Raw genomic sequence first — 23801 nt, forward strand, 5'->3', positions numbered from 1 at the left:
TCTGCACGACGACCCGGAGTGACGGTGAGCACAACCCCCGAACCCGACCTGAGCACGTGGCCGACCGGCCGGTTGCTCGCCGTGGCGGCCCGCCTGGTGGAACACCGCTGGGCGGCGGTGCTCGACGGCATGGGGCTCACCCACGCGGGGCTGATCGCGCTGCACACCCTGCGCGACGGGCCGCTCCCCCAGCGGACGCTGGCCCAGCGCTGCCAGGTCACGGACCAGACGATCAGCCGCACCCTCGACCGGCTGACCAAGGCGGGGTTCGTCACGCGGACCCCGGATCCCGCGGACGCCCGGCGGCACGTCACCCAGCTGACGGCCCACGGCCGGGCGGTCCACGAACGGGCGGTGCGGGCCGAGCCCGCGGTGCTCGGGGACCTCGGCGAGGACGACGCGTTCCGGGCCGGCTTGCTGCAGGTGATCGCCCGGCTGTCCGCGGCGGATCGAGACCAACCGGTGACCTGACCGGTTCCGCCCAGGCCAGGCGGGCGTTCGCGCGCCCAGCGGCCACCACCGCGGTCATCCCGGTGATTCAGCTCCGGCGGGGCTGGGTAGCTGTTCTGGCATGTGGATCGCGGTGAGCACCCCAGTGGCCCTCCTGATCGCTACCGTCCTGATGGAGCGGTTCGAGCGACGATGCACGCTGACTCCGGCCGCGCCGGGCGAACCGGCCGAGCTGCCGGCTTCGGGCGGCGCGACGCGCGTCCGTCCGTTGTAGACGGTCGAACAGCACCCCTGGCGACCCCGCGGCGACTGACGGAGCATGACCACGCAACCACCGGTAGCTGCGGCGGCGGCACCGGGCTCAAGTCCGTCCTCGGCGGCTTCCCGGAACACCCCGCACTGGAGAACATCCGCATCCTCGACGCGGGCCCGCGAACCGGCCCGCCCACCGGACGGGTTCCGGTGAGCGGGCCATTGTCCGCGGAATTCAGCAGGTCTTCCACGCGAAGTGGTAAATCGTGTCCACGCTCGCGTGCTCGGAATCCATTTCGATGTAACTCGTCCCACCGGAGCTGCCCGCGTCCGCGCGCAGTTCCGCATTGATGTTCAGGTTGCGGTCCTCACCGCACGGGGCGAACACGAGCGCCGCCACGTCGGTGGTGTCCGTCGCGCGCCACACGCCGTGGAACGGGCCCGGGTAGGTGTGGCGCACACGGGCCGTCGGCGCCGTGCCCGTGAAGTAGTAGTTGGCCTGCTCGAGCGCGCTCGCCCCGCTCTCGATGTGCGCGAAACCGCGGTACTCCGCCTCCGCGATCGCGTACGTGAACCCTTGCGGCACATGGACGAGCACGTTGATCTGGCAGTTCTTCCGGGCATCGAGCGCGGACGCGCCACCGCCGGCTTTGGCGGTGAAGTTCGTGTAGTGCACCGTGAAGGACGTGTTGTCGGACGCGACGTCGGCCGTCGCCGTGGCCGTGCCCGCCGGGCAGCCCGACCCGTTGATGGTCTTGACGTCGAGCGTGATCTTTTCGGCCGGAGCCGGCGACGCCGGGGAATCGACGGGTGCGGCGAGGGCGGACAGAACCATTCCGGCTACGACCAACATACCGAGCATGACGCTCCTCCAAATGGGCCACGGTGCCTTTTCACCACGATGATCGCGCGCGGAACGGATCGTAGCGCGATCGCAACCTTTTCGACGGCCACTGAACGGAGTAACACGACAACTCGGAGTGCGGGAAATCCATTTCCCGCATTTTATCGTTTGAAAAGCCGATTGTGTCGGACAATCAACGGTCGATACTGGTCCGGACCACTGCGTGCCGGAGTGAATACGGCGGAGTCGCGCCGCCGAGCAGCGCTTCGGCGTCCAGCGTGACCGCGCCGCTCCCCCGCTCCGCGAACCGCCGCGCCACCAGCGCGCCCGGGTCGTCGACGACGTCCGCGCGCCCGGACAGGAATGCCCACTCGTGCTCGTCGGAACCGAAGTACAGCACCGTCGGGAACACCTCGCGGAACCGCCGCCACGCCGCGAGCAGCGTCTCGTTGCGCCACAGCGTCGGGCAGCCGGCTTGGCAGGTCACCACCCCGCCGGGCGCCAGGACGCGGGCGCACCGGCCGAGGAAGTCCGTGCCGTACAAGCGGTTGTGCTGCGCGTCCGGGTCGGTGTTCTCGTCCGGCAGGTCGATCACGACGACGTCGTAGGTGTCGCCCCGGGCCTCGGCGGCGGCCAGGAATTCCCAGCCGTCCGCAAAGGACACCCGGACCGGCCCGTCGCCGCGGGCGAGGTCCGCGGTCGTGTAGCCGTAGGGCAGGTGCTCGGCGCAGGCCCGCACGGCCCGCTCGTCGATGTCGACGTGGTCGACGAGCGTGGCGCCCGCCGAAACCGCCAGCTGGGAGGCGACGCCCTCGCTGGACCCGATGATCAGCACCCGCCGCACCCGCTCGGCCAGCAGCAGCGCCGGTACCATCAGCGCCTCGTGGTAGACGAGCTGGCTCGCTTCGGTGCTTTGCCGTTCGCCGTCGCAGAACAGCGAAATCCCCTGCGCGGTCTTGCCGATCAGCACCTCCTGGTACTGCGTGCGCTCGTGGAAGCGCACGTCGCCGACCTCCCAGACGCGGGTGAGGCCGGCGCCGACCGGTTCGTGGATGGTGGGCATCAGCGTTCTCCCCGGTGCAGGACGGACAGGTGGACCGAAGCGGCGTCCAGCGCCTTCGCCAGCAGCCGCAGCGCGTGCTCGGGGTCGGCGCGCGAGCCGCAGGTGAACACGTCGGCGAACAGCGAGCCGTGCTCGGGGTAGGTGTGCACGGACGCGTGTGACTCGGCCAGCAGCGCGATCACCGTGGCGCCCTGCGGCACGAACCGCTTGGCCACGACGTCGACGACCGTCGCGCCCGCCTCCGTCACCGCCGCCCGCAGCAGTTCACCGAGGCGCACGGCGTCGTTGAGCAGGCCCGGGTCGACGCCGTGCAGCTCGGCGAGGACGTGGCGCCCGGTGAACCGGCCGATCTCAGGCATCGCCCCACCGCCCGACGCAGTGGGTGCGCAGCGGCTCGATGCCGTTGAACCCGACCGACGCGTAGCTCGCGGTGTAGGCGCCGGTGCCCGGCAGGTCGAGCCGGTCGCCGGTCGTCAACGACAGCGGCAGTTCGTAGGGCGTCCGCTGGTAGAGGACGTCGTCGCCGTCGCAGGTCGGCCCGGCGAGCACCACCGGCCCGCTCGGCCCGCCGGCCGCCACCGGCTCGAACCGGTAGGCGATCGCCTCGTTCTCGGCCTCGGCGAGCCCGTTGTAGCGCCCGATGTCGAGGTAGACCCAGCGCCGTCCGCCGCGCCACGCGACCAGCACGACTTCGGTCCGGAGCAGGCCCGCGTCGGCGACGAGCACCCGGCCCGGCTCCAGCAGCAGCTCCGGCGGGCCGGCCGGGAAGTGCGTGTCGAGCGCCGAAGCGATCGTCGCCGCGTACGCGGCCAGGGTGGGCACCGCGGTCCGGTGCGGCGTCGCGAAGCCGCCGCCGAGGTTGAGCCGCGTCATCGTGACACCCTGCGCCGCGGCCTCGGCGAACAGCTTCGCCGCCGTGGCGATCCCGATCTCCCACGCGCCGGCGTCCGGCTGCTGCGACCCGACGTGGAACGCGATCCCGGGCCGCAGCCCGAGCGCGGCCGCGCGCAGCACGAGGTCGAGGGCCTCGGCCGGCTCGCAGCCGAACTTCCGGCCGAACGGCGTCACCGAGTCCGGCGCGTCGAGCAGCACGCGGATCGACACGGCCGACCCCGGCGCGTGCTCGGCCAGGTGGTCGACGTCGGCCGCGGCGTCCGAGGTGAACTCGCGGACGCCGAGTTCGAAGGCGGCCGCGATGTCCCGGGGTTTCTTGATCGGGTTGCCGTAGGCGAGGTCCGCCGGGTCCGCGCCGCGCTCCAGGCACAGCGCGAGCTCGGCGGACCCGGCGACGTCGAAGCCGGCCCCGGCCGCCACCAGCGCGTCGAGCACCGGCGGTGCCGGGTTGGCCTTCACCGCGTACCGGATCAGCGCGCCCGGGAACGCCGAGCGGACCTCGCGCGCCCGGGCCGCGACGGCGTCGGTGTCGACGACGAGGCACGGGGTCGGCGGGTCCCGTTCGTCGAGGAACCGGCGGAGGGGGTCGGCGCACACGGCGCCAGTCTTGCAAACGACGTCAGACGAACCGCCACAGGTGGTCCGGTGTCCCGTTGTCGTCCCACTGGGTCACCTGCGCGCCGTCCGCCGTGGACTGCTGGTCGACCGCCAGCACCTTGCCGCTGCGGACGTTGACGAGCTTCGACCAGCCGCCGCCCGCGTCGACGATCCGCCAGTTGTGGTCGGGGGTGCCGTTGTCCTGGAACTGCTGGACGTGGGCGCCGTTGTCGAGGCTCTGGTCGTGCACCGCGAGGACCTTGCCGCTGTTGCGGTTGACGATCCGGACGGTGCCGTCGCCGTTCTCGGCCACCGCCCAGAGGTGGTCGGCGGTGCCGTTGTCCGTCCATTGGGTCACTTCGGCCGAGTCGGCCAGCGACATGTTCGACACGGCGAGCACCTTGCCCGACCGCTGGTTCTGCAGCTTGCGCCAGACCGTCGTCGACGCCGCCGGGCGCGTCAGCAGGGCCAGGTAGCCGCCGGCGACCGGGCGGGCCTGGAAGCCACGCTGGGTGGCGTCGGCGACGACGTACCAGTCGCTGAACGGCACCCGCTGCGGCGTGACGTTCGCGTAGCTGTAGACGCCTTCGACCAGCGACGTGCGGATGTTCGGCTGGTCGGTGAGCCAGGCCGCGGTCCACAGCTCCCAGTCGGCCTTCGTGTAGTTGTTGCGCGGGTCGAGCAGGACGCCGTGGGCGCCGGCGCGGCCCTGGTACCAGGCCGCCTCCTGGGCGGCGACGCCGAGCGGGACCAGGTCGAGGCCGAGCACGCGGTCGGCGAAGCCGTTGTACTTCAGGCTCCACGTGCCGGGCTGGTCGTAGGCGAGCTTCAGGTGCTGGCCGTCCTCGGCGAGGGTCACCCACTGGCTGATGTAGCTGCGGGACGTCGAGCGGTACCGCTGGACGTCGGCGGTGTTGCCGGTCGCGGCGGCGATGATCCCCATCGCGCCGACGCCGATGATGCCCTTGAGCGCGAGGTTGGCGCTGTGGGCGATGAAGCCGGTGAAGTCGTCGGTCTGGTTCTGGAAGCCGGGGTCGAGGGTGTTGGCGACCAGGTACTCGGCCCACTGCCGCAGGATCCGGTAGTGGGCGTTCGCGAAGGCGACGGCGTCCGCCGAGGGCAGCCGCTGGACGAGGGCGGCGGCCATGATCAGCAGGTTGGCCGACTCCTCGACCGGCATGCTCTCCTCGTTGCCGTCGTTGTGCCCGGTCGCGTCCGGGTAGTGGGTGCCGAGGTCGTGCTCGGCGAACTGCATGGGCCAGCCGCCGCGCTCGGCGTAGTCGAGCAGCGGCTCCAGGATCAGCCGCAGGTACGCCGGGGAAAGGTAGAGGTAGGCGGGGAACGCCGGGTAGGTGACGTCCACAGTGGACATGTTGCCGTTGGAGGAGATCTCCTTGAGGAAGCCCCACGGTGCGCCGCCGCGGTCGACGAGTTCGGTGCCGCCGAAGGCCTGGCGCAGCGCGAGCGCGCAGATCCCGGCGTAGTGCTCGCCGGTCGTGCCACCGCCGGCCGCGGCGACGGCGTCGTCGTGCAGGCGCTGGTCGATCGCGGTCGCGGCCGACAGCGCGGACGCGTAGTCGTTGCCGAACCAGACGGCCATGTCCTGCCAGCTGCTCCAATAGTGCGTCCACCAGGGGTTGAGCGGGGTGCCGAGGTAGCGGACGGCGGGCGTGCGGACGTGCCCGATCGAGAGCGTGAACGGCGTCGAGGTGCCGCCGGCGGGGATCGTGCCGAGATTCCTGTTGAAGGCGAGCACCGGCCAGCGGTCGTTGATGGCGCGCGGCTGGGCGGTGTCACTGGTGTTGGTCAGGGTGCCTTGACCCGCCGAAGCGGCGCGCACGACGGTGTCCTGCCCGATCTGCCAGCTGGTCCCGGACGTCGGCGCGGCGAGCACCAGCTGCCCCCAGCTCGCCTGGTCGCCGTTCTCCTGCAGAACGCCCGGGCTCGCCGGGGTGCAGCTGAGCAGGGTGTAGCCGCCCGCCTGCTGCTGGGTCCAGGTCACGGGAGTCGAGGTGTTGCCGTGCACCCACTCGGCGGAGGTGTCGAAGTGCAGGTCGACGGCGTGCGCGCGGCCGTCGGCGCTGGCGGCCTGGATGGTGACGTAGCCGAAGGGGACGCACTGACGCTGCAGGTTCGCCGGGTCGACGGGCGAGAAGAACGTGACGCTGAGGTTGACGCCGCCGCCGGTGAGGACGTAGGTCGAGCGGGTGCCGGTGACCTGCAGGCTGACCTGCGTCATCGGGGTGAGCGCGGGGCCGCTCGGCAGGGCGGGCTGACCGGCGAAGACGTAGGCGGCGCCGTCGATGCGGGCGAGGCCGCACAGCGCGGTGACGTGGCCGGTCCAGAAGCTCGACCAGGTGCCGGCGAGGTTGTCGGCGGGCTGCCAGGTGGACAGGTAGGGCGAGCGGACGATGAGCGGGGTGGCGGGCGGCCGGATCGGGCTGAAGGTCCCGGCGGCGGCCGCGGTGCCGGGCAGCCAGAGCGCGGCGGCGACGGCGGCGGCCGTGCCCCCGGCGAACCGGATCAGGTCCCGGCGGGTCAGTTCTCGGGAGGACATCGGTGGCCCCTTCCACGGCGTGCGAGCCGGTGCGGGGACAACAGTTACATCGTTGGTACAACGTTGTAAATCCGCCGTTGGGCGGTGTGGTGATTGATTCACGGACCACTCGCGCCGCAGGTCTGGTGCGCTACCCCGTCGCGGCGCGGGATGGGCGGTCCGATGCCGGCCAGACGTACGGCAGGTCGTCCGGCACGTCCGGGAACCGAGGCGCGTAGTGGTCGCGCTCCTTGCGCACCAGCGCGGACCGGTGGCTGCGGTGCACAGCTTCGTCGCCCAGCCAAGGCGGGACTTCGCCGGCGGCCGTCAGCTCGGCCTGGGTCCGGATCACCGGGCTCCCGATCGCGCCCGTGAACTCGTCGGTCAGCTTCACCGCGCACGTGTCTGCCGCGCCCAGCTCGCACCACACCGCGCACACCTCGAGGCCGTAGCGCGTCAACGCTTCTTCGTACCCCGTCCACATCTTCGCTGCCGGGTGGTTGCGCCAGCCGTAGCCCGGGATCACCAGCGCGCGCAGCACCTGGAGCGTCTCCACGCGTTGCTTGCCCAGGCGGCGGCGGTCGAGCGTGCGGGCGCTGGCGGTGAAGTCGGCGCAGGGCAGGAACGTCTGCATCCCGGCCGGGTACCCCGGGACGGCCCGTCGATGCGGGAAGATCGGAGGATGCACGCCGACCTCGTCTTCACCGGCGGCCCCGTGCTCACGACCGGCGGCCGGGCCGGGTTCGCGGCCGTCCGCGGCGACCGGATCACCGCCGTCGGCGCCGACCCCACCCCGCTGATCGGCCCGCGCACCGAGGTCGTCGACCTGCGCGGCCGGCTGCTGCTGCCCGGCTTCCAGGACGCGCACGTCCACGCCGTCGGCGGCGGGGTCGAACTCGGCAAGTGCGACCTCACCGGCGCGAGCAGCGTCGTGAGCTGCCTAGACGCCGTCGCCGCGTACGCGCGAGCCAATACGCGGCTCGAGTGGCTGACCGGCAGCGGCTGGTCCCTGGACACCTTCGCGGGCGGCCTCCCCCACCGCCGGCTGCTCGACGCCGTCGTCGCGGACCGGCCGGTCGTCCTGGTCAACCGCGACCACCACGGCGCCTGGCTGAACAGCGCCGCGCTCACCCGCGCCGGCATCACCGCGGACACGCCCGACCCGCCGGACGGCCGCATCGAGCGCGACGCCGACGGCGCCACCGGCGTCCTGCAGGAGGGCGCGATGGACCTCGTCACCCGGCTGCTGCCGCCGGTCACCGAGGTCGACGAGCTGGCCGGCCTGCTGCGGGCGCAGCGGCTGCTGCACTCGCTCGGCGTCACCGCCTGGCAGGACGCGCTGCTCGGCGAGTACGGCGGCATGCCGGACCCGTCGCGGGCGTACGCGACCGCGTCGGAACGCGGGCTGCTGACCGCCCGGGTCACGGGCGCGCTCTGGTGGGACCGCGCCCGCGGCGCCGAGCAGCTCCCGGAGCTCCTGGCGCGCCGGGAGTCGTTGCGCCGCAGCGGGTTCCGCGCCGGCACCGTCAAGATCATGCTGGACGGCGTCGCCGAAAACCACACGGCGGCGCTGCTCAGCCCGTACCTGTGCACCGGCCACAGTGGACTGAGCTTCGTCGATCCGGTGGCGCTGCGCGAATACGTGACGCTCCTCGACGCGCACGGCTTCCAGGTGCACTTCCACGCGCTCGGCGACCGCGCGGTCCGCGACGCGCTCGACGCCGTCGAAGCCGCCCGCACCGCGAACGGCGGCGGCCGGCGCCACCACCTCGCGCACCTGCAGGTGGTGCACCCCGACGACGTCCCGCGGTTCGGGCGGCTCGGCGCGACCGCGACGATCCAGCCGTTGTGGGCCGTGCACGAGCCTCAGATGGACGAGCTGACCATCCCCTTCCTCGGCGCCGAGCGGGCGGCGTGGCAGTACCCGTTCGGCGCCCTGCTGCGGGCCGGCGCCACCCTGGCCGCCGGCAGCGACTGGCCGGTGAGCAGCCCCGACCCGCTGCAGGGCATCCACGTCGCGGTCAACCGGATCCCCTACGGCGAGGACGTGCCCGCGTTCCTACCGGAACAGCGGATCGACCTGGCCGCGGCGATCACCGCGTACACCGCGGGTTCGGCGTACGTCAACCACCTCGACGACACGGGCGCGATCCGGCCCGGCCACCGCGCCGACCTCGTGGTGCTCGACCGCGACCCCTTCGCGGGCCCCGCGCACGAGATCGGGGCCGCGAAGGTCGCGATGACGTTCACCGGGGGCCGGTGCGTCCACGAGCCATGACGGCCGGCTCCGGTTCGACGCTCACCCGGGGCCGCAGCGGCAGGTTCTCCAGTCCTTCGACGTCGAGCACGAGGAACCAGTGCGCGTTGGCCGGGATGTGGATCTTGAACATCGGTGCGGTGGCCACCCCGCCGTGCATCCGGTAGTACTGCCGGCGCCGGTAGGCCTGGAAGTTGACCTCCGTCAGGAGCCTGACGTTGGCCATCGCGTCCAGCCGGATGGTGACCACCGCGTCTCTTCGCACTTTCCCGAGATCGAACACATTCGCTTCCATTTCGCCCCTCTTGACACGTGGGTAGTGGTTGTGGCGGGTCGCGGGCAGCGCGGAACACGCCGCGCACCGCGACGGCGAGGTCGATCGGGGCGGAGATCAGCCGGGGCCGGTACCCGGTTCGCAGGGCCGCCAGAGCGGCAGGAAGTCCCCGTGCGACGGCGTCGACGCCCGGATCGCGCCGGATCCGTGGCCGGGGGTGAGGAAGGCGGGCGGCATGGTGGGCGCGCTCCCGCAGGCGGCATCGGCGGGGGCCGCGGGGTATCGCGGCGCCGGGGTCCGGCCGGGCGCGCCGGAGGGGTGCGACGCGGTGTGGCGCGCGGTGGCTTGCGCCTTCGCGGCGGCTTTCGCGGCCGGGTGGGTGCAGTCTTCGGCTCGGGTCGCCGGCGGGGAGGTGGCCGGGCGTTCGGTGCGAGCGACGGCCGCTGTCGGCGCGGAGGTTGCTGCCGGTGGTGAGGTTTTCGCTCGGAGAGCCGGGGTCAAGTGCAGCGGGGTGGACGGCGCCTCGGTGGGCGGGTCGGCGACGGGGGTGACCACGGGAGTGACGACGGTGCCGGTGACCGGCTCGACGACCGGCTCGACGGCTCGCACGACAGGTTCGACGGCTCGCACGACCGGGGTGATCACGGGTGCGGCGGCGCGGATGACCTGCGAGACGGGAGCGAGGATCGGCTCGACGACGGGCGCGGCGGCATGAACGACCTGCGAGACCGGCCGGAGGACCGGCGCGGCGGCCCGCACCACGTCGGACACCGGTTCGAGGACGGGGCGGGCGACCCGCGAGACGGGTTCGAGGACCGGCTCGACGGAATGCACGACGGGCTCGACCACCGGCGCAGCAGCGCGCACCACGTTCGAGACCGGCTCGAGGATGGGCCCGGCCGCCTGCACGACCCGCGAGACCGGCTCGGCGACGGGTGCCGTCGCACGAACGACCTGCGACACCGGGTCGACTGCGGGCTCGGCCGCACGCACCACCTGCGAAACCGGCTCGGCCACAGGAGACGCCGCCTGCGAAGCCGGGTCGACTGCGGGCCTGGCCGCACGCACGACCTGCGACACCGGCTCAACTACCGGCGCCGCCACCTGCGCCACCTGCGAAGCCGGGTCGGCCGCGGGCGCGATCTGGGAAGTCGGCTCGACCACCGGTGCAGTGGCCCGCGGCACCAGCTCCACCACCGGAGCCGCCGCACGCACGACCTGCGACACCGGTGCGACCGGCCGCGGCACCGGGTCGACCGCAGCCTCCGCAGCGCGAACCGAGCGCGAAACCGGCGCGGCCACCGAGGCCACCGGAGCCCCGCCACCGGACGGCGGCTCCCCCACCACCCCGGCCACCACGCCACCCAACGGATCCCGCCCGGCAGCCTCCGCGTGTCCCGACAGCAACCACGACACCAGCCACAAGCCGGCCGCCGCTCCGGCGATCACCAGTGCGCGCCGGGTGGCGGTTCTCATGCCACCCCTGTCGCGAGCCCTGGTCACGGTCGGCGTACCTCCGGATGCGGAAAGCGGATCTGGGACGTACCCCCCAACGGCCTTCCCCACACCCGGGCAACGCGCCACCTGGCGCGACCACTCGACCGGCCTAGTGCTTTTTGTCAGCAAGCCTGAGTTGATCCGCCACTTGGCGGAGACTGGTCGCCCGGTCGCGGATCAGGCTTCCTGAGAACGCCGGTGCGACGACAACGCACCCAGCGCGAGCACCCCGTGCTGGAGCCCCTCGCGGAACGTCGCGCGCTGGCCCGGGCTCAGGTCCGCCAGCAACGCGCCCTCCACCTCCGCGACCGCCGGGGCGCAGGCGGCCAGCACGCCGCGGCCGGCGTCCGTCAGGCCGGCCAGCAGGACGCGGCGGTTGTCCGGCTTGGGCGTCCGGGCGATCAGCCCGCGCTTCTCCAGCGCCAGCACCATTTCGTGCATCGTCTGCGGCCGGAGGAACGACCGGCGCGCCAGCTGCGCCGACGACAGCGCGCCGCTGGCCTCCAGCACCGTCAGCGCCGTGTACTGCAACGTCGTGAGCCCGACCGGGCGGAGCGCGTCGTCGAGCAGGGCGCGGATCGCCAGCTCGAGCCGTTTGACCAGGTACAGGGTCAACGGCGGGCCGGCGGGCTGCTGCTCCGCGGACGTGCTCACGCCGCCCATCATGACACGTGCCCCCGCTATGCTCGCCGATCATGGACCTCGGCCGGCAGATCCGCGTGCGGCAAGCGTTCGACGCCTTCTTCGCCCCACCGGGGCCACCGCCGGACGACCACGTGCTCGAACTCTTCCGCCGCACCGCGGAAACCGTGCCCGCGTACCGGAAGTTCCTGCGCGACCACGGCGTCGCGCCCGAGAACGTCCGGACCATGGCGGACTTCCGGCAGCTGCCGCTGCTCGACAAGGACGGCTACCACCGGAAGTACCCGCTGCCCGAGCTGTGCCGCGGCGGCACGTTCGCGGGCAACGACATGATCGCCGTCTCCTCCGGCTCCAGCGGCCACCCGACGATCTGGCCGCGCGCCCTCGAAGACGAGCTGCACGTCGCCCGCCGGTTCGAAACCGTGCTGGTGGACGCCTTCGAAGCCGACCGGCGCAGCACCCTCGCCGTCGTCTGCTTCCCGCTCGGCACCTGGGTGGGCGGCCTCTTCACCACGGCGTGCGTGCGCCACCTCGCGGCGAAGGGCTGCCCGATCACCGTCGTGGCGCCCGGCAACAACAAGGCCGAGATCCTGCGGGTGCTCCCCGAACTCGCACCGCACTTCGAGCAGGTGGTGCTGCTGGGCTACCCGCCGTTCGTCAAGGACGTCGTCGACACCGGCCTCGCCGAAGGCGTCGACTGGCCCGCGTACGCGATCAAGCTCGTGCTGGCCGGCGAGGTCTTCAGCGAGCAGTGGCGCGAACTGGTCGGCCGGCGGGCCGGGGTGGCCGACCCGGTGCGGCACATCGCTTCGCTGTACGGCACGGCCGACGCCGGTGTCCTCGGCACCGAAACCCCGGTGTCCGTGGGCATCCGCCGCTTCTTCGCCGACCGCCCCGAACTGGCGCGCGAGGTCTTCGGCGACGCCCGGCTCCCGACGCTGGTGCAGTACGACCCCGCGAGCCGCTTCTTCGAGGTGCACGACGGCACGCTCGTCTTCACCGGCGACGGCGGGATCCCGCTGATCCGCTACCACATCGCCGACGACGGCGGGGTCCTGCCGCACGCCGGGCTGCTGGAGCTCTGCGCCCGCCACGGCTTCACGCCGCCGCCCGGACCGGAGCTGCCGTTCGTGTACGTGTTCGGCCGGTCGCTGTTCACGGTGTCGTTCTTCGGCGCGAACGTCTATCCCGAGAACGTGACCGTCGGGCTGGAGCAGCCGGGGATCAGCGACACCGTCACCGGCAAGTTCGTCATCGATTCGGTCGAGGACGAGGACCGTGACCGCCGGCTGCGGATCACGGTCGAGACGGCCCCGGGCGCGACCGCCGACGCCGCCGCGATCGCCGACGCGGTGGCCGGCCAGCTGCGGCGGCTCAACAGCGAGTACGCGCACTACGTGCCGCCCGAGCGGCAGCGGCCGGACGTCGTGCTGCGCCCGGCGGGCGACCCGGAGTACTTCCCGGTCGGCGTGAAGCACCGCTACACGCGGCGGTCCTAGGGGCGGGCGAGCTTGCGGAACCGCTCGCGCCGCTCGGCGGCGGACGAGCCGTCGGCGATGTCGTCGTCGAACCACGCGCTCAGCGCCGTCCACAGATCGGCGCACGCCGCGAACCCGGTCACCGGGGACTGGTCGGTCAGCTCGGCGATGTCGGCCGCCAGCAGGTCGAGCCGCTGGTCGCACAGGCGGACGTACTCGCGGACGACGATGTCGGCATCCAGGCCGGTCTTGCCGCGCCGGCCCGCCGCGCCGCGCAGCTGGGCGTGCAGCCGTTCTTCGCTGTACAGCGGGAAACCCTCGATCGCGCCCGGGTAGCCGGAGTCGGCCGACCACGCGCGGAACGCGCAGATCGCCTGGTAGCGCGTGTACCAGTCCTGCTTGCCGGTCGCGAGCTCGGCCAGCTTGCGCCAGGCGTCGCGGTCGGCCGCGCGCCAGCGGTCGAGCGTCCGGTCGTCCGGCCCGGCGTCGGCGGCCCGGGCGCGCCAGAAGTGCGCGCGGCACGCCGCGATCTCGCCGACGAGCCGCCGGACGTAGCTGACCTGCTCCCAGACGTGGGCGCGCTGCGGCCGCAGCGGCGCGGCGCGGTCCGGGGAGAACGTGACCATCTCGAACACCCGGAACAGCTCGTGCCCGCGCAGCGCGACGAGGTCGGGGTCCTCGCCCATCACCCACGACCGGCGCTCCGGCAGCCGCCCGCTGTGGCTGATCGTCGCGGCGTGGTAGAGCTCGCGGACCGCGCGGCGGGCCACTTCGTCCCGCGCTTCGCCGACCAGACGCGGGTTGCGCGCGCGGTCGCGGAGGTCGCGCTCGCCGCGCGGGCCGACTTCGAGCATCGCGACGGCGTACACGCTCGCCGCGTTGTAGCACTCCTCCCACGTTTTGCGCGGACCCGCGGCTTCGACGGTGTCGTCGAGGGCCCGGGGATCCGGCGGCCAGCGCCGGTCCGGGCAGACGTCGGCCAGCCGCACCCGGCTGGCCGGGTAGGCGGGCTGGGGCACGGGGACCGCGCCGGTCACCGGCTCGACGTCGGCCATCGCGCGGCGCACCACGGACCAGACCAGCGACAGGTCGAGCGCGCGGTTCGTCAGCTGGTGCCAGCTGCTGCGCCAGCGCCGGCCGAACCGGCGGTAGTCGGCGATGAGCCGTTCGATCTCGTACTGCGACAGCGCGCCGAGGTACGACCGCATTTCGGCGGCGCGCTGGTGGTACTCCGCCAGCCGCTCCGGCGTCGCCTCGTGGACGACGATCTCCTCGACCGGCACCTTCAGGACGCGGCGATGCAGCTCGAGCCGTTTCTCCGGCGGGATCGCGTACGGCCGCACCCGCACGTCGAGCTCGACGTAGCGGCGGAAGCGCAGCTCCAGGGCCGTCCGCAGCTCGGCCCGGCGCAGCGCCCGCGCGTCGCCCGGCGCGCCCGCCGTCGTGCGCCGCACCCACCACGAGCCGGCCACGGAGTCGCCGTGGCCGAGGACGAGCGCGTGCCGGTAGCGGGCGATCAGCAGCGCGACGGCGCGCCCGCGGCCCGCGTGCCGCGGCTGGCGCGCGAAGTCCGGGCCGATCCACCAGCGGGCCAGCGCCGGGTGCCCTCGGCTGCACACGGTGATCACGTCGTCGTAGGTCGCTAGCGCGTCGAGGTGCAGGTCGAGCTGCTCCTGCAGGGCGGCGATCTCGAGCCTGATGTAGACGTTCGACGGGTCGAGGCTCACCGCGCGGTAGTACTCGGCGAGGGCTTCGTCGTAGCGGCGGTGGGTGACGAAGTGATTGGCGCGCTGGTAGGCGTCGAACAGCTCGTACGGGATCTTCGCGCCCCGCCAGGCGGCCCAGTGGATGTTGGTGCGGACGTAGGCGCTGCGCGGGATGACGAGCGCGGCGACGGCGTTGGCCGCGCGGTGCAGCACGCGCGGCCAGTTCTCGTCCTCGATCACCAACGGGCTCGCGGCGAACCGCGGGACGCGGACGAGCTCGAGGATCAGCTGGTGGCGGCCGGTGGTGTTGCCCGGCCGGACGGTCCCGGTCACGGTGAACGCGGCGGGCGGCTGGGCGAGCCGGACCAGCTTGGTCGCGGCCTTCCACCAGCCTTCCGCGGCGTCGCCGGCGTGCTCGACGATCTGGATGAAGTCGTACGAGCCGCCGACACCCGGCACCGGTGTCGGTGTGTAGAGCCGCGAGTCGTTGAGGATCCGCTTGAACGCGGCGGTCAGCTCGACCGCGGAGTCGATCTCGCGGTCGTGGCTGCCTTCGGGGCGTTCGTCGGAGAAGAGCCGGATGTCGATCTGGTTGGCGCGGAAGGCGGCGGCTTCGAGGCGCGCCCGGCCGATGAAGTAGAGCGTCAGCACCGCGCCGATGACCACGACGGAGGTCTGCAGCACGGTCCAGGTGATGACGCTCGCGACCTTCGGGTCGCGGACGAACGTCCAGCTCTGGAAGAACGGCAGGTACGGCACGACGGCGAAGCCGGCCGCGAGGAGTCCCGACGTCACCCCCGCGACCCACCACCGGATCCGGTGAGCCGCCGGAAGTTCCGCTTGATCGAAGCCCCCGAGTCGTCGCGCGGACACCGTCGATCACCCCCTCGTGTCGCCAGGTTACTCGCGCAGGGGGTGTGGATCGTTACGGCCCGTGATCCGCGATCTCGGCGATCACCTGGGCGTGGCAGAGTTCGGGGACGCACCAGCACCCGAGCCGCTTCCCGCGCAGGTCCGGCAGGAGCGCGAGCAGGTCCGGCCGGGACAGCAGGTGCGCGCGGTACTTGGCCAGCACGTCCTCGCGGGTGCCGTCCGGGCCCGGGCGGAACGGGCTGGCGAGCTCCGACCCGGCGAGGCGCCAGCCGCCCCGGTGCATCGGCCGCCCGACGTAGACGACGTCGGCGTACTCCGGGTCGCCGCGGTGCCCCTTCAGGTTGACGACGGTGGTGGGCATGCGTACTCCTTCCTCACCGGTCGGCCCGGCGCGGCTCGCGCCCGTCCCCCATTGCGGTCGGCAAGGTGCACCCCGGTGGTCGGCCTAGTGCATCTGCACTATCATGAGGGCTCACGGTTGAGCCGTCAGCCGCTGCCGGACGTTCCGCGCCCGGGCCGGCGGGCTGCCTTGACCGGCACCCTCTCGCCCCACGTCCGGCTCGCTCCCGCCGTCTGACGAAAGGGTGTGCCGCGATGGTTCCCGAACCTCGCTCGGCCGGCCACGAGGTCCTCCCCGCCCCCGGCTGGATCGACGCCGGCCGCATGACCCTGCGCGTCTCGCGCCCCGCCCCGCGGACCGTCCTGGTCCGGGTGAGCGGCGAGGTCGACCTGAACACCGCCCGCCGGCTCGACGAGCTCCTGCAGTCCCGCGTCCGCGGCGACGTCGAGGAGGTCGTCGTCGGCCTCTCCGCCGTCACGTTCATCTCCGTCGCCGGGCTGAACTCGCTGCTGCGCGGCCAGCTCCTCGCCGACGCCGCCGGCGCGCGCCTCACGGTCGACCCCGGCCGCTCGCGCGCGGTGCGGCGGCTGTTCACGGTGCTGCCGATGGACTTCTACGGCGTGATGAGCCCGCGGCCGGTCGGCTGAGGCGCTCACGACGCCCGCCCGAGCCGCCGGACGGCCTCGACGATCTTCGCGTTCGGCACGCCCTTCACCAGGTACTCCGTGACGCCGGCCGCGGCCAGCCCGGCCATCGAGGCCCGGTCGGCGTAGGCGGAGAAGGCGAGGATGGCGGTGTCCGGGCTGCACCGGGCGATCTCGCGCGCCGCTCTGGCCCCGCCGCCGCCCGGCATCCGGACGTCGAGCACCGCGACGGCGGGCCGGTGATGCTCGGCGAGCCGGATCGCCTCGTCGGCGTCTTCGGCGACCGCGACCACGGCGATGTCGGCCTCGGAGTCGAGGACCTCCTTGAGGACGGCCCGGATCATCTCGTCGTCGTCGGAGATCAGCACCCGCACCTCGGTCATGGCTGCAGCCCCGGCTCGTCGGGCAGCATCGGCAGCCAGAACTCGACGGTCGTGCCGCGGCTCGGCGCGCTCGTCACCGACAACCAGCCGTGCGCCGCTTCGGCGCGTTCGTACATCTCGACCATCCCGAAGTGGCCCGCGGCGGCGTCGTCGGCGGCCATGCCGACGCCGTCGTCGGTGATCCGCACCAGCGTCCCGTTGTCCACTGTGGACAGCCGGAGGTCGACGCGGGTGGCGCGCGCGTGCTTGTGGACGTTGCTGAGCGCTTCCTGGCAGATCCGGTACACGGTGATCGCGGCTTCCGGCGACGGCTCGGCGGTGAGCTCGTCCGTCACCGAGTGCGCCAGCCCCCAGCGGCCCGCGACGTCGTCGGCGTAGCCGGACACCGCCTCGACCAGGCCGTGCCGATCGAGCTCCGGGGGGCGCAGCCGCGACACCAGGCCCCGCAGCCTGCCGATGGCGGCCTGCACGGACTCGTCCAGCCCGGTGACGGCGCTCGCGTGCGGCTCCGGCAGCCGGGAGGCGAGCAGCTGCAGGCGCATGCCGACGGCGACCATGGACTGGATCGACTCGTCGTGGACGTCCCAGGCGATCCGCCGCCGTTCGACCTCCTGGGCGTCGACGAGGTGGCCGACGAGCCGGCGGCGTTCGCGCAGGGCCTGCTCGGCGTTGCGGCGTTCGGTCATGTCACGCGTGACCTTCCCGAAGCCCTGCAACCGGCGCTGTTCGTCGAACAGCGCCGTGATCACCACGTTCGCCCAGAACCGGGTGCCGTCCTTGCGGACCCGCCACCCCTCGTCCTCCAGCCGGCCCTCCCGGGTGGCGACTTCCAGCTCCCACGCCGGTTTCCCGGCCGAGACGTCCTCCGGTGGGTAGAACACCGAGAAGTGCTGCCCGATGATCTCCGCCGTCGACCAGCCCTTGATCCGCTCGGCGCCCGCGTTCCAGCTCGAGATGTGCCCGCCCGGGTCGAGCATGAAGATCCCGTAGTCCTGCACGTTCTGCACCAGCAGCCGGAACCGTTCCTCGCTCTCGCGCAGGGCCTGCTCGGCGTTGCGGCGTTCGGTCATGTCACGCGTGACCTTCCCGAACCCCTCCAGCCGGTGCTGCTCGTCGAACAACGCCGTGATCACCACGTTCGCCCAGAACCGGGTGCCGTCCTTGCGGACCCGCCACCCCTCGTCCTCCACCCGGCCCTCCCGGGCCGCGGTCTCCAGCTCCCACGCCGGCTTCCCCGCCGCCACGTCCTCCGGCGGGTGGAAGACCGAGAAGTGCTGCCCGATGATCTCCCCCGCCGACCAGCCCTGGATCAGCTCCGCGCCCGCGTTCCAGCTCGCGATCCGGCCCTCCGGATCGAGCAGCAGGATCGCGTAGTCCTGGACGCTGCGCACCAGCAGCCGCAACCGGTCCTCGCCGCGCCCGTCGTCGTCCATGGGGCAACTCTGCCGGATGGGCGCCCGGCCGGCACGGCGCGTCAGCCGGCGAGTTCGGCCGACGGCGCGGACAGCGCACACCAGACCACCTTTCCCAGGCCGTGGCGCGCGGTTCCCCAGGCCAGCGACAGCCGCTCGACCAGCGCCAGGCCCCAGCCGCCGTCGGCGCCGGGCGCGCGGCGCACGGGCGGCGCCGGGTCGTCGTCGAACACCTCGATGCGCACGTGCCCGGCCCCGACGCTCAGCCGGAGGACCGGCCGGCCGGCGCCGTGCTGCAGGGCGTTGGTCGCGAGCTCGGTGAGCAGCAGCAGCGCGTCGTCCACGACGGAGTCACAGGCCCAGGCCGTCAGCGTGAGCCGCGCGAACCGCCGCACGACGGCCAGCCCGCCCTCCGGATCGGTCAGGGCGCACTCCGCGGTCAGCGGCACCGGCGTGGTCACGGCGTCCAGCCTGCCGGGCGACGTGGGGCCGCACGAGATGCAAACCCGGACCGCGTCACTGGTGCAGGTGCATCAGCCGATCAAGCCTTCCCGGCGGGCCACGGCGACCGCTTCGAGCTTCGACCGCGCGCCGAGCTTCTCCAGCACGCGCTGGACGTGGTTGCGCGTGGTGTTGCGGGAGACGCCCAGCCGCTCGCCGATCTCCTCGGTCGTCGCGCCCTCCGCGAGCAGGTCGAGGGTTTCGCGCTCCCGCGCGGTCAGGTCCGCGCCGCGGGCGGGCGCCCGGCCGGTGAGCCGGTCGAAGATCTCGGGCAGCAGTTCGGGGTCGAAGACCACGCCGCCGGCGGCGACGTCGCGCACCGCGGACTCCAGCACGCCCAGCTGCGACGACTTCAGCAGCAGCCCCGCGCCGCCCGCCTTCGCGACCTGCACGGCGACCGACGGCGTCGCGTCCCCGGTCAGCACCAGCACCCGCGCACCGGTCTCGCCGAGTTCCGCGACGACGCCGAGCGCGTCACCGTCGGCGAGGCGCCGGTCGAGCAGGACGACGTCCGGCTCGTGCTCCCGGGTGTCGGCGACGGCCTCGGCCCGGGAGCGGGCGCGGCCGACCACGGTGATCCCGTCGGCGCGGTCGAGGGCCAGCTGCAGCGCCTCGGCCACCATGTCGTGGTCCTCCACCAGGAGGACGCGGACGGGACTTGGTTCGGCGCTGGTCACGGGGTTCCCTCGGTGGACGGATCGGTGCCGGGCCCATCCTAGGCGTCACCACGCCGGCGAGCTCGGCCGCAACAGGCCTTCGGGGCCGGTGACCGGCAGCCAGTCGACGAGGTCTTCGTGACGGCCGGCCGACCGGAACACCGGTGGCCGGAAGGAGCCGGCGGGCGGGCCGGCGAGCCGCAGCACGTCGAGGAACCGCGCGACCGCGCGCGGTTCCGGCAGGACCTCGGTCCCGCCGAGGTAGGCCAGCACCTTCGGCGCGCCGCCGCCCGCGGGCTCGATGACCGCGGACCAGCCGTGCACCTCGTCCCAGATCAGCGCGAGCTCGTGCCCCGGCAGGTCCGGGAGGGCGCGGTCGAGCGCCACGTAGCCCGAGGTCGGCACGTCGAGGTCGAGCGAACACGACTCGAACCCGACGCCGACGGCGCGGGCGACCCGGGCGAGGTAAGCCCGCAGGCCGCGGGCGAAGTGGTATTCGATGTCCCTGCCGAAGTCGATGAGGGTGTTCATGATCTCGCCTCCCACGCCGCCGCTGCGCCGGAATACCCCCTTCGGGCGAAGATCACACTTCCGGGTTACTCCTCGATCGCGCCGCCGACGGCACGCAGGTGCGCGCGGAAGGTCAGCGCCGGGTCCGCGTCGCGCGCGGCGAGGAAGTCGGCGAAGCGGACCTGCTGCCGCAGCGGCTCGCCGGCCCGGATCCGGTCGGCCTGGCGGCGTTCGGTGTCGCGGATGCCTTCGGCGAGGGTGAAGAGCTCGCTCGCGCGGTCCAGCGGGAGGAAGACGACGCCGTCGTCGTCGCCGGCCACCAGGTCCCGTGGCCCGATGCGCCAGGTGCCGACGATCGCTTCGTCCAGGCCGCCGTCGACGCGCGGGCCGAGGCTGAGCGGGCCGGTGGGGATCGACCCGAGGCTGAACACCGGCAGCCCGATCGCGCGGACGTCGGCGGTGTCGCGGTGCAGGCCCCAGATCACGACGCCGGCGAGCCCGGCGGCGCGCGCTTCGAGGACGACGAGGTCGCCGACGCAGCTTTCGTCGAGACGGCCGCCGTTGTCGACCACCAGGACACCACCGGGGACGGCTTGGTCGAAGGCCTCCAGGAAGACGTCGACGCTGCCGACGTGCCGGGCCGGGATCGCGGGCCCGAGCAGCCGGGTGCCGGGGACGACGGCGCGCGTCGGCGCCGGGGCGCAGCGCACCGGGAGGCCGGCGCGGACGCAGGCGTCGGCGAGGTGGGCGGTGGTGAGGGTTTCGAAGCGCTGGCGAAGGTCTTCCATGTCCCCGAATCTAGCCACCGGTTTCGGTGCCGAGCCAGGAGAGATAGGCGGCGCTGCCGCCGACGATCGGCGTGGCGACGATCTCCGGCAGGTCGTAGCCGTGCAGCTGCCCGATCCGCTCGGTCAGCGCGGGGACGCGGGCGGCCGTCGTCTTGATTTCGACGCGCCACTCCTGGTCGGTCCGCACCTCGCCCTCCCAGCGGTAGACGCTGGTCACGGGGCCGACGATCTGCGCGCAGGCGCCGAGCCGTTCTTCGATCGCCTTCGCGGCCAGCTCACGGGCCGCGGGTTCGGAATCGGTCGTGGACGTCACGATCACGTGCTCTGCCGCCATGAGCGCGAGGTTACCGGCGGCGCATCCGCTGGAGGGCTACGGCGCCGAGCAGCGGGCCGAGGGCGAGCAGCGGCACGGCGGCGCGCCAGCCGAGCGCGTCCGCGGCGAGGGGCAGGAGCTGGATCGTGCCGGCGCTGAGCAGGAAGCCGAGCGCGGTCATCGCGGTGAGCGCGGTGCCGACGTAGCGCGGGTCGGCCGTCTCGGCGAGCGCGGCGGAGAACTGGCCGGAGTCGGCGATGACGGCGACGCCCCAGACGAGCAGCACCGGCAGCAGCAGGCCGGTCCCGCTCGCGGGGAAGGACAGCAGGGCGCAGCCGGCGCTCAAGAGCATCGCGGCCGTCGCGACGAAGACCCGGCCACGGCGGTCCGAGAGCGCGCCGCCCAGCAGGCACCCGGTGGCGCCGCAGACGCCGACGACGACGAAGGGGGTCAGGCCTCGCGGTCCCCCGGTGGCGGCGAGGTAGGCCGGGAGCCAGGCCCAAAAGGCGTAGAGCTCCCACATGTGGCCGAAGTAGCCGAGGCAGACGAGCCGTTGCCGCCGGTCCTTCGCCATTTCCAGGAGGTAGCGGGGTTGCCAGGGTGGCGAGGGGGCCTGGGCGGGGCCCGGCCGCACGAAGGCGGCGGCGATGGCGGCACCGAAGGTGGCGAGGAGAGCGCTCGAGACGAGGACGGTCCGCCACGGCAGCGGGTTCAGCAGGCTGGGCAGAGCGGACCCGACGGTGAGCGAGGCGAGCAGGACGCCGAGGGCGAGGCCGCGGTGGCGCGGGAACCACGAGACGACCACTTTCATGCCGACGGGGTAGACCCCGGCGAGGGCGAACCCGGTGAGGAACCGCAAGGGGGCGGCGAGCCCGTGCGGACACCACGGAAGAAGCCCGGTCGCGGCGGCGGCGAGCAGCGAGCTGCCGGCGACGAGGTGCCGCGGGGCGAGGCGGTCGGCGAGGTTGAGCGCGGCGGAGAAGACGGCCCCGGCGGCGAACCCGGCTTGCACGGTGACGGTCAGCAGGATCGCGAGTTCGCGCGAGAGCCCCCATTCGGAGCGGAGGGCGGGCACGACGGCGGAGGCGGAGAACCACAGGCTCATGGCGCACACCTGAACGGCGGCGAGGAGGGCGAGCTGGCGGGTGCCGGTGGTGATCACCCGGTCCAGTTGCGGGGGCGGCGAAGGCGAGGTCAACGGCGGCGGCCGTGGCTTCACTCGTTGGGTTGGAAAACCTCTCACATCCTGGGCGCGAAACCGGGGCTTCGCTGACGGCGGCGGGTACGGAAGCCGAAGGCCCCACTCTCTCCGCGGACCCGCCGCCCGCAGGACTCAAGTCGTCGGCGTCGTCGTGGTTGTCGGCGTTGTGGTCGTCGTCGGTGTTGTCGTGCGCGTCGGCGTCGTTGTTCGCGGTGGGGTCTTGCGCCGGGTCGTCGGCGGGGGGTTCGTGTGCGGGGCCGCCACCGTTGCGTGCGTCGTCTCCGGGACCTCCGGGGACGGCAACGTCACCAGCGTCGGCGTCTCCGTCGCCGAACTCGTGGCCGGTGGGGTGCTTCCCGCCCCTCCGCCGCCGGAACTGCTCACCGCCACCGCCACGCCGCCGATCGCCACCACCGCCACCGCGCACAACCCCACGACCACCCCTCGGCGCGACGCCCGGCGGCCCGGGCTCGCGTCGGACTTCGCGCGCCCCAGCGAAGGCGGTGGCGCCCCCGCGCCGAACCCCGGGGTCGCCAGCTCGCGCGTCTCCTCCCGGGGTGCCGGCACCCGCGGGACCGGGAGCGGGGGCGGCGGCACCGGCTGGGCACGCGTCGCCTGGACCAGGCCCGACCGGCCCGACGCCAACGCCGCCGCGCCCAGGGCCACGCCGTACTTCGGGTGGATGTCCACCGCCGTCGGGCGGCCCAGCTCCGCCGAGACCAGCTGGGACACCAACGGGATCCGGGACGAGCCGCCGACCAGCAGGACCGCGCCGAGGTCCGCCGGGCGGAGGTTCGCCGACCGCAGCGCCCTATGCAGCGAGCCGATCGTCGCCGTGATCGACGGGCGGATCATCTCCTCGAACTCGCCGCGGGTCAGCCGGACCTCCGTCTGCACCGACGGCAGCAGCACCGGGACCGCCGCCTCCGTGTCGGCCGACAACGCCTCCTTCGCCAGCACGCACTCCTGGCGCAACCGCACCACCGCCGCCACCGCGCCCGGGTCGTCCGGGTCGATCTGCGACAGCTTCCCGTCCAGCGCCCGGTCGACGTGCCCGAACACGGCCTCGTCGAAGTCGACGCCGCCGAGCCCCTCGATGCCCTCCGGCGAACCCAGGATCTCGAACCCGCCGCCGCGCTTGCGGAGCACGGTCGCGTCGAACGTGCCGCCCCCTAGGTCGTACACCGCGACGACCGCGCCGTCGTCCAGCCGCTCCTGCGCCGCGTAGTGCGCCGCCGCCGCTTCGGGCTCGGTGATCAGGCCGACGTGGTCGATCCCGGTCAGCCGCGGCACCTGTTCGAACAGCTCCCGCTTGTACGGCCCCCAGTTCGCCGGGTGCGTGAGCGTGATCCGGTCGGGCCGGCCGCCCTGCTGCCCGGCGACCGTCCGCACGACGTACCCGAGCAGGTGCGCCATCAGCGACGCCACCGAGTGCGGTGCGCCGCCGAGCAGCACCGGCGTCGGGTCGCCCAGGCGCCGCTTGAACTCCCGCGCGACGCGGTCCGGCTCGACCGCCGCGCGCCGGCTCGCCGCGTCGCCGACCAGCACGCCGCCGTCGGCCCGCAGCAGCACCACCGACGGGATGGCCGCCGTGCGGTCGCCGAGCGACACCATTTCGACGTGGCCGGCGCTGTCGACGGCGGCGGCCGTGAAGGTCGTGCCGAGGTCGATGCCCAGTCCGTAGCCCATT

25 protein-coding genes are annotated in these 23801 nt (G+C 73.3%); 5 read left to right on the forward strand and 20 right to left on the reverse strand.

The genetic code is table 11. The features are described 5' to 3' along the window. Nucleotides 1-18: 18 nt before the first annotated feature. Both ACERZO_RS16015 and ACERZO_RS16020 read left to right on the forward strand, forming a co-directional pair. On the forward strand, nt 19-471 hold the full coding sequence (locus ACERZO_RS16015; RefSeq protein WP_372665425.1) for a MarR family winged helix-turn-helix transcriptional regulator: 453 nt from the start codon (nt 19-21) through the stop codon (nt 469-471). Between the two features lie 112 nt (nt 472-583). Beyond that, on the forward strand, nt 584-724 hold the full coding sequence (locus ACERZO_RS16020; RefSeq protein ID WP_372665426.1) for a hypothetical protein: 141 nt from the start codon (nt 584-586) through the stop codon (nt 722-724). A 213-nt stretch (nt 725-937) separates the two neighbouring features. On the opposite strand, the gene ACERZO_RS16025 is transcribed toward ACERZO_RS16020, so the two are convergent. The 6 genes from ACERZO_RS16025 to ACERZO_RS16050 form a co-directional block, all read right to left on the reverse strand. Further along, the gene (locus tag ACERZO_RS16025) at nt 938-1564 is read right to left on the reverse strand and encodes a DUF4360 domain-containing protein (RefSeq protein WP_372665427.1); all 627 of its coding nucleotides are present in this window, start codon (nt 1562-1564) and stop codon (nt 938-940) included. A gap of 175 nt (nt 1565-1739) precedes the next feature. Continuing rightward, a complete protein-coding gene (locus ACERZO_RS16030) occupies nt 1740-2609 on the reverse strand; it encodes a spermidine synthase (RefSeq protein WP_372665428.1) in 870 nt (289 codons plus the stop codon). Next, nucleotides 2609-2968 carry an adenosylmethionine decarboxylase gene (speD, locus tag ACERZO_RS16035; RefSeq protein WP_372665429.1) on the reverse strand — a complete coding sequence of 120 codons (360 nt, stop codon included), beginning with the start codon at nt 2966-2968 and terminating at the stop codon, nt 2609-2611. The genes ACERZO_RS16030 and speD overlap by 1 nt, the downstream gene beginning before the upstream one ends. Continuing rightward, nucleotides 2961-4100 carry a type III PLP-dependent enzyme gene (locus tag ACERZO_RS16040; protein WP_372665430.1) on the reverse strand — a complete coding sequence of 380 codons (1140 nt, stop codon included), beginning with the start codon at nt 4098-4100 and terminating at the stop codon, nt 2961-2963. Before ACERZO_RS16040 ends, speD begins: the two co-directional genes overlap by 8 nt. A 22-nt stretch (nt 4101-4122) precedes the next feature. Then, nucleotides 4123-6657: a glutaminase domain-containing protein gene (locus ACERZO_RS16045; protein WP_372665431.1), complete on the reverse strand. Its 2535-nt coding sequence runs from the start codon at nt 6655-6657 to the stop codon at nt 4123-4125. Nucleotides 6658-6787: 130 nt separating this feature from the next. Continuing rightward, a complete protein-coding gene (locus ACERZO_RS16050) occupies nt 6788-7270 on the reverse strand; it encodes an MSMEG_6728 family protein (protein WP_372665580.1) in 483 nt (160 codons plus the stop codon). Nucleotides 7271-7318: 48 nt separating this feature from the next. Between ACERZO_RS16050 and ACERZO_RS16055 the strand changes: the two genes are divergently transcribed. Then, complete coding sequence (locus ACERZO_RS16055; RefSeq protein WP_372665432.1) at nt 7319-8914, forward strand: amidohydrolase; 1596 nt, start codon at nt 7319-7321, stop codon at nt 8912-8914. On the opposite strand, the gene ACERZO_RS16060 is transcribed toward ACERZO_RS16055, so the two are convergent. From ACERZO_RS16060 to ACERZO_RS16070, 3 genes are all read right to left on the reverse strand, one after another. Beyond that, the gene (locus tag ACERZO_RS16060; RefSeq protein ID WP_086685181.1) at nt 8883-9188 is read right to left on the reverse strand and encodes a DUF1883 domain-containing protein; all 306 of its coding nucleotides are present in this window, start codon (nt 9186-9188) and stop codon (nt 8883-8885) included. The genes ACERZO_RS16055 and ACERZO_RS16060 overlap by 32 nt on opposite strands. Before the next feature lie 96 nt (nt 9189-9284). Next, nucleotides 9285-10643 carry a hypothetical protein gene (locus tag ACERZO_RS16065; protein WP_372665433.1) on the reverse strand — a complete coding sequence of 453 codons (1359 nt, stop codon included), beginning with the start codon at nt 10641-10643 and terminating at the stop codon, nt 9285-9287. 198 nt (nt 10644-10841) lie between these two features. After that, nucleotides 10842-11330, reverse strand: a complete 489-nt coding sequence (locus ACERZO_RS16070; RefSeq protein WP_372665434.1) for a MarR family winged helix-turn-helix transcriptional regulator — start codon at nt 11328-11330, stop codon at nt 10842-10844. 29 nt (nt 11331-11359) lie between these two features. Between ACERZO_RS16070 and ACERZO_RS16075 the strand changes: the two genes are divergently transcribed. Further along, nucleotides 11360-12805, forward strand: a complete 1446-nt coding sequence (locus ACERZO_RS16075; protein WP_372665435.1) for a phenylacetate--CoA ligase family protein — start codon at nt 11360-11362, stop codon at nt 12803-12805. Here the strand turns inward: ACERZO_RS16075 and ACERZO_RS16080 are convergent. Both ACERZO_RS16080 and ACERZO_RS16085 read right to left on the reverse strand, forming a co-directional pair. Beyond that, complete coding sequence (locus ACERZO_RS16080) at nt 12802-15285, reverse strand: hypothetical protein (protein ID WP_372665436.1); 2484 nt, start codon at nt 15283-15285, stop codon at nt 12802-12804. The two genes, ACERZO_RS16075 and ACERZO_RS16080, sit on opposite strands and share 4 nt — an antisense overlap. A gap of 130 nt (nt 15286-15415) precedes the next feature. Continuing rightward, a complete protein-coding gene (locus ACERZO_RS16085; protein WP_372665437.1) occupies nt 15416-15724 on the reverse strand; it encodes a DUF4326 domain-containing protein in 309 nt (102 codons plus the stop codon). Nucleotides 15725-15957: 233 nt separating this feature from the next. Between ACERZO_RS16085 and ACERZO_RS16090 the strand changes: the two genes are divergently transcribed. Further along, a complete protein-coding gene (locus tag ACERZO_RS16090; RefSeq protein WP_372665438.1) occupies nt 15958-16350 on the forward strand; it encodes an STAS domain-containing protein in 393 nt (130 codons plus the stop codon). Nucleotides 16351-16355: 5 nt separating this feature from the next. On the opposite strand, the gene ACERZO_RS16095 is transcribed toward ACERZO_RS16090, so the two are convergent. The 9 genes from ACERZO_RS16095 to ACERZO_RS16135 all read right to left on the reverse strand — a co-directional run bounded on the left by ACERZO_RS16095 (nt 16356) and on the right by ACERZO_RS16135 (nt 23800). After that, nucleotides 16356-16730 (reverse strand): response regulator, encoded by a 375-nt coding sequence (locus ACERZO_RS16095; RefSeq protein WP_372665439.1) that lies wholly within the window; start codon nt 16728-16730, stop codon nt 16356-16358. Continuing rightward, the gene (locus tag ACERZO_RS16100; RefSeq protein WP_372665440.1) at nt 16727-18163 is read right to left on the reverse strand and encodes a PAS domain-containing sensor histidine kinase; all 1437 of its coding nucleotides are present in this window, start codon (nt 18161-18163) and stop codon (nt 16727-16729) included. The genes ACERZO_RS16095 and ACERZO_RS16100 overlap by 4 nt, the downstream gene beginning before the upstream one ends. 41 nt (nt 18164-18204) lie before the next feature. Beyond that, the gene (locus tag ACERZO_RS16105; protein ID WP_372665441.1) at nt 18205-18603 is read right to left on the reverse strand and encodes an ATP-binding protein; all 399 of its coding nucleotides are present in this window, start codon (nt 18601-18603) and stop codon (nt 18205-18207) included. 72 nt (nt 18604-18675) lie between these two features. Continuing rightward, nucleotides 18676-19320 carry a response regulator transcription factor gene (locus ACERZO_RS16110; RefSeq protein WP_372665442.1) on the reverse strand — a complete coding sequence of 215 codons (645 nt, stop codon included), beginning with the start codon at nt 19318-19320 and terminating at the stop codon, nt 18676-18678. A gap of 45 nt (nt 19321-19365) precedes the next feature. Further along, nucleotides 19366-19830 (reverse strand): DUF6292 family protein, encoded by a 465-nt coding sequence (locus ACERZO_RS16115; RefSeq protein ID WP_372665443.1) that lies wholly within the window; start codon nt 19828-19830, stop codon nt 19366-19368. A 65-nt stretch (nt 19831-19895) separates the two neighbouring features. Then, complete coding sequence (locus tag ACERZO_RS16120) at nt 19896-20597, reverse strand: RraA family protein (protein WP_372665444.1); 702 nt, start codon at nt 20595-20597, stop codon at nt 19896-19898. A gap of 10 nt (nt 20598-20607) precedes the next feature. After that, nucleotides 20608-20931 (reverse strand): divalent-cation tolerance protein CutA, encoded by a 324-nt coding sequence (gene cutA / locus ACERZO_RS16125; RefSeq protein WP_372665445.1) that lies wholly within the window; start codon nt 20929-20931, stop codon nt 20608-20610. 10 nt (nt 20932-20941) lie between these two features. Next, a complete protein-coding gene (locus ACERZO_RS16130) occupies nt 20942-22072 on the reverse strand; it encodes an MFS transporter (RefSeq protein ID WP_372665446.1) in 1131 nt (376 codons plus the stop codon). A gap of 171 nt (nt 22073-22243) precedes the next feature. Continuing rightward, a complete protein-coding gene (locus ACERZO_RS16135; protein WP_372665447.1) occupies nt 22244-23800 on the reverse strand; it encodes an Hsp70 family protein in 1557 nt (518 codons plus the stop codon). Nucleotide 23801: the final 1 nt, after the last annotated feature.

The organism is Amycolatopsis kentuckyensis, assembly GCF_041679295.1.
Taxonomy (GTDB): domain Bacteria; phylum Actinomycetota; class Actinomycetes; order Mycobacteriales; family Pseudonocardiaceae; genus Amycolatopsis; species Amycolatopsis kentuckyensis_A.